Origin of the sequence: Streptomyces pilosus, from assembly GCF_014649835.1 — a bacterium.
GTDB classification, from domain to species: domain Bacteria; phylum Actinomycetota; class Actinomycetes; order Streptomycetales; family Streptomycetaceae; genus Streptomyces; species Streptomyces pilosus.
In genome coordinates this window covers 494,367-509,670 of sequence record NZ_BMTU01000002.1, presented here as the reverse complement: position 1 = coordinate 509,670, position 15,304 = coordinate 494,367, and the positions used below count along the sequence as shown (strand labels likewise).

12 protein-coding genes are annotated in these 15,304 nt (G+C 73.4%); 2 read left to right on the top strand and 10 right to left on the bottom strand.

Annotated elements, in window-relative coordinates:
* Positions 1-358: 358 nt before the first annotated feature.
* The 6 genes from IE118_RS07255 to IE118_RS07230 form a co-directional block, all read right to left on the bottom strand.
* Positions 359-2,425 (bottom strand): iron ABC transporter permease, encoded by a 2,067-nt coding sequence (locus IE118_RS07255; protein WP_189556572.1) that lies wholly within the window; start codon positions 2,423-2,425, stop codon positions 359-361.
* A 4-nt stretch (positions 2,426-2,429) separates the two neighbouring features.
* Positions 2,430-3,404, bottom strand: a complete 975-nt coding sequence (locus IE118_RS07250; protein ID WP_189556571.1) for an ABC transporter substrate-binding protein — start codon at positions 3,402-3,404, stop codon at positions 2,430-2,432.
* Complete coding sequence (locus tag IE118_RS07245) at positions 3,401-4,255, bottom strand: ABC transporter ATP-binding protein (RefSeq protein WP_189556569.1); 855 nt, start codon at positions 4,253-4,255, stop codon at positions 3,401-3,403. The genes IE118_RS07250 and IE118_RS07245 overlap by 4 nt, the downstream gene beginning before the upstream one ends.
* 78 nt (positions 4,256-4,333) lie before the next feature.
* On the bottom strand, positions 4,334-5,512 hold the full coding sequence (locus IE118_RS07240) for a spore photoproduct lyase family protein (protein ID WP_189556567.1): 1,179 nt from the start codon (positions 5,510-5,512) through the stop codon (positions 4,334-4,336).
* A gap of 230 nt (positions 5,513-5,742) precedes the next feature.
* Entirely contained in the window at positions 5,743-8,019 is a 2,277-nt protein-coding gene (locus IE118_RS07235) for a catalase (RefSeq protein WP_189556565.1), read from the bottom strand.
* A 290-nt stretch (positions 8,020-8,309) separates the two neighbouring features.
* Positions 8,310-8,534 (bottom strand): hypothetical protein, encoded by a 225-nt coding sequence (locus IE118_RS07230; protein ID WP_189556563.1) that lies wholly within the window; start codon positions 8,532-8,534, stop codon positions 8,310-8,312.
* A gap of 178 nt (positions 8,535-8,712) precedes the next feature.
* Here IE118_RS07230 and IE118_RS07225 point away from each other — a divergent pair, with 178 nt between their 5' ends.
* Complete coding sequence (locus tag IE118_RS07225; protein WP_189556561.1) at positions 8,713-9,186, top strand: carboxymuconolactone decarboxylase family protein; 474 nt, start codon at positions 8,713-8,715, stop codon at positions 9,184-9,186.
* Between the two features lie 76 nt (positions 9,187-9,262).
* On the opposite strand, the gene msrA is transcribed toward IE118_RS07225, so the two are convergent.
* Positions 9,263-9,775: a peptide-methionine (S)-S-oxide reductase MsrA gene (gene msrA, locus IE118_RS07220; RefSeq protein WP_189556559.1), complete on the bottom strand. Its 513-nt coding sequence runs from the start codon at positions 9,773-9,775 to the stop codon at positions 9,263-9,265.
* 117 nt (positions 9,776-9,892) lie between these two features.
* Here msrA and IE118_RS07215 point away from each other — a divergent pair, with 117 nt between their 5' ends.
* Positions 9,893-10,825, top strand: coding sequence for a phosphotransferase family protein (locus IE118_RS07215; protein ID WP_229846695.1), 933 nt, complete (start codon positions 9,893-9,895; stop codon positions 10,823-10,825).
* 25 nt (positions 10,826-10,850) lie between these two features.
* Here the strand turns inward: IE118_RS07215 and IE118_RS07210 are convergent, their stop codons facing one another.
* The 3 genes from IE118_RS07210 to IE118_RS07200 form a co-directional block, all read right to left on the bottom strand.
* Complete coding sequence (locus tag IE118_RS07210) at positions 10,851-11,294, bottom strand: ATP-binding protein (protein WP_189556558.1); 444 nt, start codon at positions 11,292-11,294, stop codon at positions 10,851-10,853.
* Positions 11,295-11,384: 90 nt separating this feature from the next.
* Complete coding sequence (locus tag IE118_RS07205) at positions 11,385-13,487, bottom strand: S9 family peptidase (protein ID WP_229846716.1); 2,103 nt, start codon at positions 13,485-13,487, stop codon at positions 11,385-11,387.
* A gap of 5 nt (positions 13,488-13,492) precedes the next feature.
* The gene (locus tag IE118_RS07200; RefSeq protein ID WP_189556554.1) at positions 13,493-15,277 is read right to left on the bottom strand and encodes an N-acetylglutaminylglutamine amidotransferase; all 1,785 of its coding nucleotides are present in this window, start codon (positions 15,275-15,277) and stop codon (positions 13,493-13,495) included.
* Positions 15,278-15,304 lie beyond the last annotated feature (27 nt).

Below are 15,304 nucleotides of genomic sequence, written 5' to 3'. Positions count from 1 at the left end.
CGCCGCAGTGGTACAACGCAGGGAATTGCAAGAACGAGCCGGATCGAAGTGGTCACGTCGGCTGTTCCGCCCGGTCCATGAGACGAGACCCCTGAAAAAGCAGCGAACCGGAGCCCGCACCTTCTGGTGCCGACCCCAGCTGCGACGTAGACGTCAGTATGGCGCAGGGGCGGTCTTTCCGGCCTGCGGCTTTCTCGATCACCGCGACCGCGACGATCAACCACGACTACAACCGAGATCGACAGTAGCACGGGGCGTTCGCAGCCGTACAGGAGACCCTGTCCCGGAGCGCCGCGGACCCGGCGGCGGCGGACCGTCCGGACCGGTCGCGGGGCACCCGACCGGTCCGGACGGCGCGCTAGCGGCGGCTGCGCACCAGCACGTACAGGAAGTACGGGGTGCCGATGACGGCCGTCATGAGGCCGGCACCCAGCTGGGCCGGCGCGATGACGGTGCGGCCCAGCAGGTCCGCCGTGCACACCAGTACGGCGCCCAGCAGCAGCGCGACCGGGAGGACCCGGGTGTGCCGTCGCCCGACGAGGGCGCGTGCCGCGTGCGGGGCGACCAGGCCGACGAAGCCGATGGTCCCGGCGGCGGCCACGGCGGTCGCGGTGAGCAGCACGCTCACCACGAGGAAGCCCAGCCTGCCCCGCGCCAGGTCGAGTCCGAGGAGCCGGGGGGTGTCCTCGTCGAGGGAGACGAGGTCGAGTTCCCGGTGCCGCACCCCGGCCACCACGACGGCGGCGAGGAGCACCGCGGCCAGCGGCAGGACGTCCGGCAGGGTCCGGCCGTAGGTGGAGCCGGAGAGCCAGGTGAGGGCCTTGGTGGCGTTGAACGGGTCGGTGAGCACGATCAGCAGGCTGATCAGGGCCGTCGTACCGGCCGCCGCACCGACACCGACGAGCACCAGCCGGTTCTGCTGGAAGCCTCCGCGCGCGGCGAGGCCGAACACCACGACCGCGGTGACGGCGGACCCCGTGAAGGCCGCCCCGGCGATCCCCCACGCCCCGGCGACCGGGACGCTCGTCACGAGGATCACGGCGCCGAGCGCGCCGCCGCCGGACACGCCCAGGACGGCGGGTTCGGCCAGCGGGTTGCGGGTGACGGCCTGCACCAGGGTGCCGGCCAGCGCGAGCGCGGCACCGGCGAGGAGCGCGGCGAGCACCCGGGGGGTGCGGGTCTCCAGGACGAAGGAGACGGTGCGGCCCGCCCTGCCCTGCAGCCAGTTGACCACGTCGCCGAGGAGCAGCTTGCTGTCGCCGACGAGGACGGCGGCGACCGTGATGCCGACCAGGGCGAGCGAGAGCACGGTGAGGGTGGTGACGAACACGGCGCGGCTGCGGATGCGCAGCCGGTCCGGCGCGGCGGCTCCGGCGCCGTCGCGGAGCCGGGCCGCCATCACCACCAGGAACACCGCGCCGACCAGGCTGGTGACCACTCCGGTCGGGACGGCCACCGCGGTGTCGGAGTCGATGAGCGCGCGCAGCAGCACGTCCGCTCCGAGGACCAGCGCGGCGCCGACCAGGCCCGCGAGCGGCACCCCGGTCCGCAGCCTGGTGATCCCGCGGACCCGGCGGGCGAGCGGGCGGACGAGGGCCGGGGCGCACAGGCCCACGAAGCCGATCGGTCCGGCGAGGGTGACGGCCGCCGCGGAGAGCAGCGTGGCGAGCACCACGGCGGTGATCCGGGTGGCCCGCACCGGGACGCCGAGTCCGCGGGCGGTGTCGTCGCCGAGGGCCAGGGCGTCGACCCGGCGGGCGATGAGCATCAGTCCGGCGAACCCGGCGACGGCGACGGGCAGCATCCGCAGGACGCCGTCGAAGCCGTTCTGGCCGATGCTGCCCTGGTTCCACTGGTAGAGACCCTCGGTCTCCTCCGGGAACAGCAGGAGCAGCCCCTCGGTGACGGCGGTCAGTCCGAGGGCGAGCGCGGTCCCGGCGAGGACCAGGCGTACGGTGCCCGCGCCGAGGCCCGACAGCCCGAGGACGACGGCGGCCGCCGCGAGTCCGCCGGCGAAGGCGATGCCGGAGGAGGCGAACAGCGGCAGCGACACACCGGTGACGGCCGCGATGCCGAGGGCGAGGTAGGAGCCGGCGTTGACGGCGAGGGTGTCCGGTGAGGCCAGGACGTTGCGGCTGACGGCCTGCAGGGCGACGCCCGCCATGCCGAGGGCCGCGCCGACGAGGAGCCCCGCGGTCATCCTGGGCAGCCGCGAGGCGATGACGACGGACGCGTCGGCCGGGTCGGCCCGGCCGGTGAGGGCCTTGAGGACCTCGGCCGGGCCGACCGCGGCCGTGCCCTGGGTGATGTCGACGACGGCGAGCGCGGCGACCAGGAGCACGAGCGCGGTCGTCACCGCGGCCGCGCCCGTCCGGGACGACGCCGTCGCCGGACGGGCGGTGGGTGGGGTGGCGGTGACGGCCATCGCGCTACTTCGTCAGCGAGGCGACGAGGGCGTCGGTGTACGCCTCCATCGAGCCGGTGCCGCCGAACATCCAGATGCCGTCGGACAGCCGGTGCACGTCACCGGACTTCACGAACGGCAGGGACTTCCACACGGAGTTGCCGGCGAGTTCCTTGCCGAAGGGGTCGCTGCTGGCGTCGCCCTTGTTGGCGACGTAGACGAACTGCACCTTGCCGAGGCCGGTCAGGCCCTCCACGTCGGTGGCGGCCAGGCCGTAGGCCTCGTCGCCCTTCAGCTTCCAGGCGTTCTTCAGTCCGAGCCGCTCGTTGACCCCGCCGACGAGCGAACCGGAGGTGTAGGGGCGGACGGAGACCTGGTTGGAGGTGACGTAGCCGTCGGCGAAGGCGATCTCCGCGCCGTTCAGTCCGGCGTCGGCGAGGGCCTTCTTGCCCTCGGCGAGCTTGGCGTCGAAGTCCTTCTTCAGGGTCGCGGCGCGCTCGGTGGTCCCGGTGGCCTCGGCGATGAGGTCGAGGTTCTTCAGCATCTGCCCGACCGGGTCGGCGGCGTCGGCCGACTTCACGGTGACGACCGGGGCGACCTTGCGCAGCTGCTCGACCGCGGCCGGCTGGAGGTCGCTGGTGGCGACGATGAGGTCGGGCTTGAGGGAGGCGATGGTGTCCATGCTGGGTTCGCCGCGGGTGCCGATGTCCTTGGGCTCGTTCTTCAGCGGAACGGCGGAGTCCCAGGCCTGGTAACCCTTGACGTCGGCCACGCCGACCGGGTCGACGCCCAGCGAGACCAGGTGCTCGACCACGTTCCACTCGGTGCCGACGACCTTCTTGGCGGGGCCGTCGAGTTCGACCTTCGCGCCGGAGGCGTCGGTGAGGGTGATCGCCTCGGTGGACTCCTTGGCGTCGTCGGCGGCGGGTTCGGTGGTCCCGCAGGCGGCGAGCAGGAGGGCGGCGGCGGCCAGGGGCGCGGTGCGCAGGAGGCGTCTCATGAGGTGGTACGGAGCCTTTCGCTTCGGGTGTGGTGGCGGCCGATGGCGCGGGTGCGCAGCCGGCCGGTCAGGGGGTCGGTGTCGACGTCGATCCGGATGCCGTAGACCTCGGTCAGGCGTTCCGGGGTGAGGACCTCCTCGGGCAGTCCCTCGGCGACGACGCGGCCGGCGGCGAGCAGCACGATCCGGTCGGCGACGGAGGCGGCCTGGTCGAGGTCGTGCAGGACGACACCGACGGCGATGCCGTGGTCCTCGGCGAGGTCGCGCATGAGGTCGAGGAGTTCGACCTGGTAGCGCAGGTCGAGGTAGGTGGTGGGTTCATCCAGGAGGAGGACCCCGGTCTCCTGGGCGAGGCAGCCGGCCAGCCACACGCGCTGGAGCTGTCCTCCGGAGAGGTGTTCGGCTCCGCGCCCGGCGAGTTCCGCTACGCCGGTCAGGGCGAGCGCCCGGTCCACGGCCGCGTGTCCGCCGGGGTCCGTGCCGCCCCAGCGGCCGCGGTGCGGGTAGCGGCCGAACTCGACGACGTCGCGCACGGTCAGTCCGCTGGGCGTGGGGCGCCCCTGCAGCAGCAGGGCGACGCGGCGGGAGAACTCCCGCGGGCTGAGGGCGAGCGCGTCGGTGGCGGCGTCGAGCGTGAGCGCGGCACTGCGGGGCCGCTGCAGCCGGGCGACCGTGCGCAGCAGGGTCGACTTGCCGCTGCCGTTCGGGCCCACCAGCGCTGTCACTTCGCCGGGCCGCAGGGTCAGCGCCGCGTCGTGCACGACGTCCGTGCCGTCGTACGCGACGGTCACATCGGTGGCCGACAGTTCGTGGCCGCGCGGGCCGGGGGCCGCCTCTTCACCAGGAATCACGGACCAAGGTTAGCCTACCCTTAGCTCTCGTGATCGCGGTGTGACCTGCGACAAGGCCGGGAGGTTCCTGGCGGGCCGTCAGAAGGCGTAGCGCACGCCGAGCCACGGAGCGTGGCGGGCGAGGAGGTCACGCAGTTCCGAGAGGGCGCCCCGCTTGATGTCCGCGCGGTAGCGGAGGTTGAGGGCGCCGTTCTGCGAGCGCTTGGTCTCCTGCTCGGCCGGCCGCCACAGCAGGTCCTCCCCGCGCGGGTGCCAGCGGAGGTTGACGTCGTGCAGGTCCGCGTTGTGGGTCAGCATGATGACCTCGGCGAGCGCCTGCCGTTTGACGCGCTGCGGCAGTACGTCGTCCATGTGCCGCAGCAGTTCCGCCCATGCCTCCTGCCAGCCGGGGCGGACGACGACGGGCGAGAGGTTGAAGTGCACCTCGTAGCCGGCGTCGAGGAAGTCCGCGGCGGCGGCGATGCGCCGGTCGACCGGGCTGGTGCGCAGGTCCAGCAGGCGCGAGTCCCCGGCCGGCATCACCGAGAACCGGACCCGGGTGCGTCCGCGCGGGTCGAGGTCCAGCAGGTCGGGGTTGACGAACTTCGTCGCGAAGGACGCCTTGGCGGTGGGCCAGTCGCGGAAGGCGCGCACCAGGTCGGCGGTGTTGTCGCAGACGAGGGCGTCGACGGAGCAGTCGCCGTTCTCCCCGATGTCGTACACCCAGGCCTCGGGGTCGCACTGGTTGGGCTCCGGTTTGGGCCCCTGCGCGGCGACGTGGCGTCCCAGGTGGGCGATGATCCGGTCGATGTTGGTGAAGAGGGTGATCGGGTTGGCGAAGCCCTTGCGGCGGGGCACGTAGCAGTACACGCAGGACAGGGCGCAGCCGTTGGAGGGGCCGGGGGCGATCCAGTCGGCGGAGCGGCCGTTGGGGCGCGTGGTGAGCGTCTTCTTCACGCCCAGCACGAGGGTCTCGCGCTTGATCCGCATCCAGCGGTCGGCGCTTCCCTCGTTGCCGTGCAGTGCGGGGATGCGCCAGTGGGAGTCCACCTCGATCAGCCGTGCCCCGGGGAACCGGGCCAGGATCTCCCGGCCGCGGGGCGAGACGGCGGCGGCCGGTTCGGCGTGGATCTCCCGGATCGCCAGGAGCCGGCGCGCCTGCGCGGAGTCCCGGAAGGCGGAGGTGGTGGGCGCCGGCCCGGTCGCGGGGGCCCGCGGCAGCTCGTCGAGTCCGAAGAGCGGCTCCTGGGGGCCGTGGGAGGGGGAAGAGTGGCTCATGTCCTGACCGGCTGCTCGGACGGGGTGGCGGTGCGCGGGGCGCCCGCCGGCCGGATCCGGCGGAATCCGGCCGTCCGCTCCACTGTACGGCGGCGGGCCGGCCGGTGCGGCCGGTGGCACCGCGGCGCACCGGCGGCCCGCGGCCCCACCGGGTCGGTGCGGGCCGGACGGCCGCCGGAGGCACCGGCGGCCGTTCGCTCGCACCGTGGTGGCGGAGGGGCCGGGGCGGGTCAGGCCCGGGTGGTGAAGCGCTCCCAGACGCGGTGGGCGCCCAGCAGCTCGCGGACCTGGGTGAGGACGGCGGTCCCGGAGTCGGCGACGACGACGCCGGGGGCGTCGGCGGGGACGCCGGCCGCGGTGAGGGCCGTCTCGCCGCCCGCCCAGGCGCCGATCGCCTTGCCGTGCCGGAACGCCTCGGCCAGCAGCTGGTCGACCCGCGGGTCCGTCGCCGGCCGGGGCTCGCCGGGCGCGCCCTTGCCGTCGCGCACGCCGGGCGCGTCGCCGCCGACGGCCGGCGGGCCCGCCACCAGGACGGCGTCGAACTCGATGGAGCGCGCGGTGACGTAGCTGCGCTGGGCGGTCAGTGTGCTGCCGCCCGTACCGAGCGTGCCGCCGTTCGGGGCGACGACCAGCGGAACCATGCCGGCTTCCAGCACCGCGTCACGGACCGCGTGCACCCCGTCGAGGTCGCCGTCCGGGGCGGTGAGGATGCCGATGACACGGCCGTCCACCGGCCAGGTCCGCCCGACCTGCGAGAGCGCCGGGCTCGGCTCGACGTCGGCGAGCGGCACGGTGGGCTCCGGCGCGGGCAGCCCGAGCCCCTCGGCGACGCCGGCGCACAGCTCGGGGTCGATGTTGGCCAGGACCTGCAGGGTCCGCACCCGGATGGCTTCCTCGTAGCACTTGCCCAGCTCGAAGGTGTAGGCGCCGATGATGTGCTCGCGCTCCACCGGGCTCATGCTCAGCCAGAACCGGCGGGGCTGGCTGAAGTGGTCGGCGAACGACTCCGGCGCCTCACGCACCTTCCGCCCCTCCGGGACGGTGACCGGCGCCTCGACGAAGGCGCCCATGTCCGCGCCCGCGGTGAACGGGCAGCCGCCGTCGAGGGAGTTGGGCCGGTAGGGGGCGACCCCCCGGTGCACGGCGGTCTGGTGCATGCCGTCGCGCAGCATGTCGTTGACCGGCGCGTGGGGACGGTTGATGGGCAGCTGCGGGAAGTTGGGGCCGCCCAGGCGGGTGATCTGGGTGTCCAGGTACGAGAAGAGCCGTCCGGCGAGCAGCGGGTCGTCGGTGACGTCGATGCCGGGCACGAGGTGGCCGACGTGGAAGGCCACCTGCTCGGTCTCGGCGAAGAAGTTGGAGGGGTTGCGGTTGAGGGTCATCAGTCCGATGGGCTGCACCGGCGCGAGCTCCTCGGGCACGATGTTCGTCGGGTCCAGCAGGTCGATGCCCTCGAAGGTCTGGTCGGGGGTGTCGGGGAAGGTCTGGATGCCCAGTTCCCACTGCGGGTAGGCACCCGTCTCGATGGCGTCGGCGAGGTCCCGGCGGTGGAAGTCGGGGTCGTTGCCGTTGATGAGCTGGGCCTCGTCCCACACCAGGGAGTGCACGCCCAGCTTGGGCTTCCAGTGGAACTTGACCAGGGTCGTGCCGCCCTCGGCGTTCACCAGACGGAAGGTGTGGACGCCGAAGCCCTCCATCATCCGGTAGGAGCGCGGGATGCCGCGGTCGCCCATGAAGAAGAGCGTGTGGTGAGTGGCCTCGGTGTGCAGCGAGACGAAGTCCCAGAAGGTGTCGTGCGCGCTCTGCGCCTGCGGGATCTCCCTGTCCGGGTGCGGCTTCGCGGCATGCACCACGTCGGGGAACTTGATGGCGTCCTGGATGAAGAAGACCGGGATGTTGTTGCCGACCAGGTCGAAGACGCCCTCGCTGGTGTAGAACTTCGTGGCGAAGCCCCGGGTGTCGCGCACCGTGTCGGCGGAGCCGCGCGAGCCGACCACCGTGGAGAACCGGACGAACACCGGTGTCTCCACGTCCGCCGCGAGGAAGCCCGCCTTGGTGACGGAGGCCGCGCTGCCGTAGCTCTGGAAGACACCGTGCGCGCCCGCGCCCCGGGCGTGGACCACGCGCTCCGGGATGCGCTCGTGGTCGAAGTGCATGATCTTCTCGCGCAGGTGGTGGTCCTGGAGCAGTACGGGACCGCGCGGGCCCGCCTTGAGCGAGTGGTCGGTGTCGTACAGCCGCGTGCCCTGCGCGTTCGTCAGGTAGCTGCCGGACTGGGCCATCCGGGCCTGGTCGGCCCCGGTCGGTGACCCGGTGGGCGACACCGTGTCCGGACCGCTCTGGTCGGGCTTCGGCGGCAGCGGCTCACGGGGCTCGGTCGGCTCGGCCACGGAGGGCGGCTCGGAGTTCGGCCGGCCGGGGATCCCGTCGGCGGGGGCCGAGGCGTCGCCCTGCAGGGTCTCGGTGATCTTCTTCGCTGCCCGCTTGACGGGGTTGGCCTCGCTCATGGGGTTGACACTCCTCCGCTCAGGACCGGCCACGGAAGGACGGTGGCCGTGTGTTCGGTTGCCGATTGCGGGCGATCCGGCGGCACAAAGCACTCGAAAAAGGCACCGGGTTCCGTCAACCTCTCACGGTGAGGTGCGCACCGCAGCGGGCGTGCGGCGACGGAGTGAACCCCCACCCGCACCACCCGCCTCCCGGGCCCTCCCCTCGTCCGCCGGATCGACCGCCCAGCCCGCGTACCCCTGGGCACGGAGTCAAGGCATGGGTATTCGGCACGGCGTCCGCCGGAGGGTCAGAACAGGTGCCCCTGCTCGGCGGGGGCGGTACGGCGCTGCGGGCGGGGCGGGGCGGGCTGCCGCGCGGGGGCCTGCTCGCCGAAGAGCGGCTCGGTGCCGTACTCGTCGGGCTCGGCCGGCACCGCGACGGGTCCCGTGCCCACGTTGAGGCACAGCGGGGCCTCACGGTCGAATTCCCCGGGCGTCATGTCCGTCCAGTCGCGTTCCCGACGCTCACTCACCGACGCTCCGCTCCCCGTCCACCCGGCCAGGCTATCGGCCGTACGGTGCCCCGCGGTCGACCGGGCCGCACGGTGACGCGCGCTCAAGAGACGTAGGTCACACCCACATTGCCGTCACACCGCGGGGACCCGGTCCGTCAGTGGGGTGTAACCAGCGGAACCGACCAGGGAGATCCCCATGAACCCGCGTCTCGACTTCTTCGGCAACCCCGTCGCCGCCAAGGTGCTGCGCCACATCAACGCGGCCGGCAGGGCGGTGACGGAGTCCGGGCTGCCGCACACCACCCAGGAACTGGTGAAGATCCGCGCCAGCCAGATCAACGGCTGCGGATTCTGCACCGACATGCACACCAAGGACGCGGCCGCCGCGGGCGAGACCGCACTGCGCCTCAACCTGGTCGCCGCCTGGCGCGAGGCCACGGTGTTCACCGACGCCGAGCGCGCCGCACTGGAGCTGACCGAGCAGGGCACCCGCATCGCGGACGCCGCCGGCGGCGTCACGGACGAGGCCTGGGCGGACGCGGCCAAGCACTACGACGAGGACCAGCTCGCCGCGCTGATCTCGCTGATCGCCGTCATCAACGCCTACAACCGCATCAACGTCATCAACCGGCAGCCGGCCGGCGACTACCGGCCCGGCCAGTTCGGCTGAGGCCGCACCGGAACCCGCGCACGACGAAGGGGCGCACTCGCCGAGCGAGTGCGCCCCCGTTGTCCGCGCCGTCGGCTCAGGACTCCGCGCGCCGCGGCAGACGCCAGTCCGGCCGCACGAAGTGGCAGGTGTAGCCCTCGGGGTAGCGCTGGAGGTAGTCCTGGTGCTCCGGCTCGGCCTCCCAGAAGGGCCCGGCCGGCGCGACCTCGGTCACCACCGGGCCAGGCCACAGCCCGGAGGCGTCGACGTCGGCGATCGTGTCCTCGGCCACGCGCTTCTGCTCGTCGTCGAAGTAGAAGACGGCGGAGCGATAGCTCGTGCCGATGTCGTTGCCCTGCCGGTTCTTCGTGCTCGGGTCGTGGATCTGGAAGAAGTACTCCAGGATCCTGCGGTAGTCGGTCACCTCCGGGTCGAAGGTGATCTCGATCGACTCGGCGTGGGTGCCGTGGTTGCGGTAGGTCGCGTCGGGCACGTCGCCGCCGCTGTATCCGACGCGAGTGCTGAGCACGCCCGGGAAGGTGCGGATCAGCTCCTGCATGCCCCAGAAGCAGCCGCCCGCGAGCAGTGCCCTCTCCTCGGTCCTCGTCATCTCGTCCTGCCCTTCTCCCAGGTGTGCTGCGACGTTCCCCAGTGAGAACCCCGTCGTCCACCTCATTGTTCCGGGCCTGCGCGGGCCGCCGTGGGGCGGGCTGACTAGGCTTCCCGCGTGCTGACCGACACGCGGGCCTGGGTGGAGAAGCAGCTGTCGACGGGTGAGCGCGTGGAGGGGGTGGTGCCGCTGCGCGGGGGCTGGACGTCGGAGATGCGCAGGCTGGATCTGCGCGGGCCCGGCGGGCGGCGCTCACTGGTGCTGCGGACGTTCGTCGACCCGTTCTTCGTACGGCATGCGGAGGGGCTGCTGAACCGTGAGGCCGCCGTGCTGACCCTGCTCCGGAAGACGGACGTGCCCGCCGCCGCGCTCGTCGCGGTGGACGCGGGGGCGCACCACTGCGACCGGCCCTCGCTGCTGATGTCGCTGCTGCCCGGGTCGGTACGGGTGGACGACGGGACCGCCGCCGAGCGTGCCGGACCGCTCGCGCGGCAGTTGCTGCGCATCCACCGCGTGCCGGTGGCCGGGGACAGCAGGCCCCGCGCCCACCAGGCGTGGACGTCGGCCGGGCGGGTGCGTCCGCCGGAGCGCACCGGACGGCCGGAGCTGTGGCGGCGCGCAGTCGACGTGATCCGCCGGGACCCGCCGCCCCACCGCGGGTGCTTCCTGCACCGGGACTTCCACCCCGGCAACGTGCTGTTCTCCGGGGACGGCGCGGACCTGCGGATCAGCGGGGTGGTCGACTGGGTGGAGACCTCCTGGGGACCGGCCGACCTGGACGTCGCCCACTGTGCGACGGCCCTGGCGCTGCTGCACGGGGTCCCCCACGGGATGCGCTTCGCGGACCTGTACACCTCCGCGGGCGGCACCCTCGACGAGGATCCCGCCGCCCACCTCTACTGGCGGCTGCTCGATGCCCTGGCCTTCGCTCCGGACGCGGAGAAGGTCGCCACCCCTTGGCGGGAGCTGGGCCGCACCGATCTGACGCCCGGCGTCATGACGCGGCGGCTGGAGGACTATGTGGAGGCCCTGCTCGAACGGTACGGCTGAGCCCCGGGGGCCCGCGGGGAAGGGGTCAGGTGAGGAGGGAGATGCGCGCCGTGATGCTCTTGCCGGCCGCTTCCTGGCGTACGTCCAGGGCCTGGGCGACGGCCATCACGATCTCCAGTCCGTGCTGGCCCACCCGGTCGGGGTCGGCGTTGCGCGCCACGGGCGCCTCGGGGTTGCCGTCGTGGACGACCACCTCGACGGCGTCGCCGGTGAGCCGCAGATCGAGACCGACGGGGCCCGGCGCGTACTTGCGGGCGTTGGTGACCAGTTCACTCACGACGAGCTGGGTGATCTCGACCGCGCGGGTCGACACCCGCGCACCGTCCTCCGCCCGGGCCCGGGTGAGGAACGCGGCGGCGAGGTGGCGGGCCTGGGCGATCCAGGCGCCGTCCCCCTCCAGGGCGTAGGAAGCCCGCCGCCCGGGTGCGCGAGGCACCGTCTCCCTCTCGTCGAAAGGAACTGGTTCCATCCGGTCCGCCTTTACTCACCGATCACACCGCGCGACTACCCGCATCGCTCCCCCGCACGCCACAGAAGTGTGACAGGTACCTCGGACACCTCAGTCCGCCAGGTGCCGTTCCATCCAGTCGGCGGCGGTGCGGCGGAACCGGCGGCGGTTGTCGGCGCGCCGGAAGTCGTGGCCCTCGTGGCGCAGCAGGAGCAGCTCGGCCTCCAGTCCCCGTTCCCTCGCGGCCCGCACGAACTGTTCGGACTCCCCCGGCGGCACGTTGCTGTCGTGCTCGCCGTGCACGGCGAGGACCGGGGCACGCAGGGCGTCGATACGGCTCATCGGCGACAGCGAGCGCAGCAGTTCCCGGTCGTGTTCCGGATGCCCGTACTTGTGGGCGGCGGACTGCGCGATCCACGGTTCGGTCCCGGCGAAGAAGGTGGCGAAGTCCGACATGCCGCAGACCGCCACACCGGTGCGGAACAGGTCCGGATGCCACACCAGGGACGCCATCACCAGGTAGCCGCCGTAGGAGCGGCCCATCACCGCCATCCGCCGCGGATCGGCCAGACCGCGCACCATGACGTGCGCGGCGCAGTCCGCGACGTCGTTGATCGCGTCGAAACGCCCCGCGCCCAGGTCCGCGTCGACGAAGGAGCGGCCGTGCCCGGACGAACCGCGCACGTCGGGCGCGAACACGTCCAGTCCCCTGCCGAGCAGTTCGAGGTAGAGCGGCTCCAGCACCGGGCGTTCCTGTTCCTCCGGCCCGCCGTGCAGGTGCAGGACGCACGGTGCGGGTTCGCCGGGCGAGCGGCCCGGCGCCCGGTAGTACCAGCCGCCGAGGGTGAGTCCGTCGCGCGCCTTCGGACTCATGGGCATCGGCCGCACGGGCGTGCGGCCGGCCGGGAGGGCGTCCTCGTCCCGGGAGGACCACGCGGTGCGCAGGGGCAGACCGTGCGGCAGCCACCACACCCCGGGGTGCCGCCGCGAGCCGGACAGCGCGACGACGGTGTTGTCCGGGTCGGCGGTCGGGGCGATCCGGGTGACCACCTCGTGGGGCAGCTCGACGCCACGGGGGGCGCCGGCGGTGGCGGGCCGGTGGGACGGGAGCCCGGCCGGCGGGTCGGCCGGCCGGGCCGCGCTCAGTTCGACCAGTTCCAGCTCGCTGACCCCGCGCACGTTCCACGCCAGGACCGCGCGGCGGCCGTCCCGGCCCAGGGCGAGCAGTTCCAGTCCGCAGTCGGGGCGCTCGGCGACCACCGTGGTGTCGAGCAGGTGTCCCAGCGGGTCGAGGTGCGCGGCGACGAGGGCGGCGTGCTCGCGGTCGCCGTCGCTGCGCAGCCACACCGTGCGGGCGTCCGGCGAGAAGCCCCCGATCCAGGGGTCGCCGTCGGCCACCGGCAGCACGCAGGTCACCACCCGGTCGCCGGTGCGGACGACCAGGGCCTCGCGGCGCCCGCGGGGGCCCCGGTACACCAACGCCAGCTTCCCGTCCCGGCTGAGATCGCAGACGCGCTGGTTGGCCGCGCCGCGTTCGCTCGCCAGCAGCACGGGGGCCGCCATGCCCTCGGGGTCGACGAGGTAGGCGGACAGGGCCCTGGGTTCCGGCTCCCCCGCGGCCCGGGTCCGCTCGCCGTCGGCGGCCGCCACCGGGCCGGGAGCCGCCATGCCGGGTTCCAGCAGCACGGCCCGGGGGTCCCACCCCGCGCGGGCGGGGTGGGAGGCGCCGTTCGCCCCGGGATGCGGCGTGAACGGCTGTCCGGCCGGGGCGGAGTCGGTGACGGTGACCGCGACCGCCGAACCGTCGTGCTGCCAGCACCCCAGGCGGGCCGAGGTGCCCGGTTCACCGCCGGCCAGCAGGTGCCGGCCGGTGCCGTCGGGGCGCACGCACAGGACGCTGGTCAGCTCTCCGCCGTCCGGCGCCACCGTGTAGGCGATCCAGCGCCCGTCCGGGGACCAGGACACCTCCGTGACCGGGTCGGGCCCGGCGTCCAGCCGGCGCACCTCCTCACCGGCCACCGGCGCGGTCCACAGCTGCGGCACCCCGGCCCGGTCGCAGATGAAGGCGACGTTGCGTCCCTCGGGATCGACCGACGGGTACCAGCAGCCGTGGACGGCCGGGGGCGGCACGTCGTACGGGGTGGCGGTGTCGGCGAGCGGGGCGGGTTCCGGTGCGGGCAGTGTCCGCGTGACGGTGTCGGTGCGGGTCTCCATGACCGTCAGCGGATCCCGTGCGTCTGCAGCCATGTCTCCAGCAGCGCGGTCTGCCACAGGGTGTTCGCTCCTCGCCTGGTGCGGTGCTCGTTGGGCGCGGCCAGCAGTGCGTCGACGAACTCCGGGCGGAAGACGCCGCGGGCCCTGGCCTCGGGGGCGGTCAGGGTCTCGCGGACCCGCTGGAGGACGGGGCCTGCCATGTGCTTGATCGCCGGGACGGGGAAGTAGCCCTTGGGCCGGTCGACGACCTGGCGCGGCAGGACCCGGCGGCCGGCGGCCTTCAGGACGCCCTTGCCGTCGTCCGCGAGCTTCAGCTCGGGCGGGCAGGCGGCGGCCAGTTCGACGAGTTCGTGGTCGAGGAACGGCACCCGGGCCTCCAGGCCCCAGTCCATCGTCATGTTGTCGACCCGCTTGACCGGGTCGTCGACCATCATCACGAGCGTGTCCAGGCGGAGGTCGGCGTCCAGCGCCGTCTCGGCGCCGTCGGCCGCCATGTGCGCGCGGACGAACTCGGCGGAGGTGTCCCGGGCGGGCAGCAGGTCCGGGTGGAGCATGCCCGCGAGGTCGGCGTGCGAGCGGTCGAAGTAGGTGTCGATGTAGGCCTCGGCGGCACGGGAGCGCGGCGCGCCGGCCATCCGCGGGTACCAGTCGTACCCGGCGAACACCTCGTCGGCGCCCTGGCCGCTCTGCACGACCTTGACCTCCTTGGCCACCTGCTCCGACAGCAGGTGGAAGGCCACCACGTCGTGGCTCATCATCGGTTCGCTCATGGCGCGGACCGCCCCGTCGAGGGCGCCCGCCACCCGGTCGGAGGGGACCATCAGCTGGTGGTGGCGGGTGTCGAAGTGCCGGGCCACGAGGTCGGAGTAGTGGAACTCGTCGCCCTCCTCGTCGCCCTCGGACTCGAAGCCGACGCTGAAGGTCGCGAGGTCGTCCTGGCCCTGCTCGGCCAGCAGCGCCACGATCAGGCTGGAGTCCAGGCCGCCGGAGAGCAGCACGCCGACCGGGACGTCGGCGACCATCCGGCGGCGCACGGCGGTGCGCAGGGCGTCCAGGACGGCGTCGGTCCAGTCGTCGGCGTCCATGCCGGCGTACTCGGGGCGGCGGGTGTGGACGGGGTTCCAGTAAAGGTGGTCGTGGTGGCTGCCGTCGGGCTGGACGACCCGTACCGTGGCCGGGGGCAGCTTGCGCACGCCGTTGAGGACGGTGCGGGGCGCGGCGACGGTGGCGTGCCAGGAGAAGTACTGGTGCAGCGCCACGGGGTCCAGCGACGTGTCGACTCCGCCGGCCGCGAGCAGCGCGGGCAGCGAGGAGGCGAACCTGAGGCGCTCGGGCGTGGCCGAGAGGTAGAGCGGCTTGATCCCGAGCCGGTCACGGGCCAGGACCACACGGCCGGTGTCCTGCTCGACGATGACGAAGGCGAACATGCCGTGGAAGTGCTCGACGCAGGCCGTGCCCCACTGCTGGTAGGCCTTGAGCACCACCTCGGTGTCGGAGTGCGAGAAGAAGCGGTGGCCGAGGGCGTGCAGCTCGTCGCGCAGCTCGCGGTAGTTGTAGACGCAGCCGTTGAAGACGCCGGCGAGGCGGGCCCGGGGGTCGCTCATGGGCTGGGCGCCGCTCTCCGACAGGTCGATGATCTTGAGCCGGCGGTGTCCCAGGGCCGCCGGCCCCTGGGACCACAGGCCGCGCCCGTCGGGGCCGCGGGCCGCGAGCCGGTCGGTCATGCGCGCCACCGCCGCGATGTCCGGCGTTCCGCCGTCGAACCGTATCTCCCCGCTGAGGCCGCACATCAGAGGGTCCTCCTGTCCCTCGGGGCC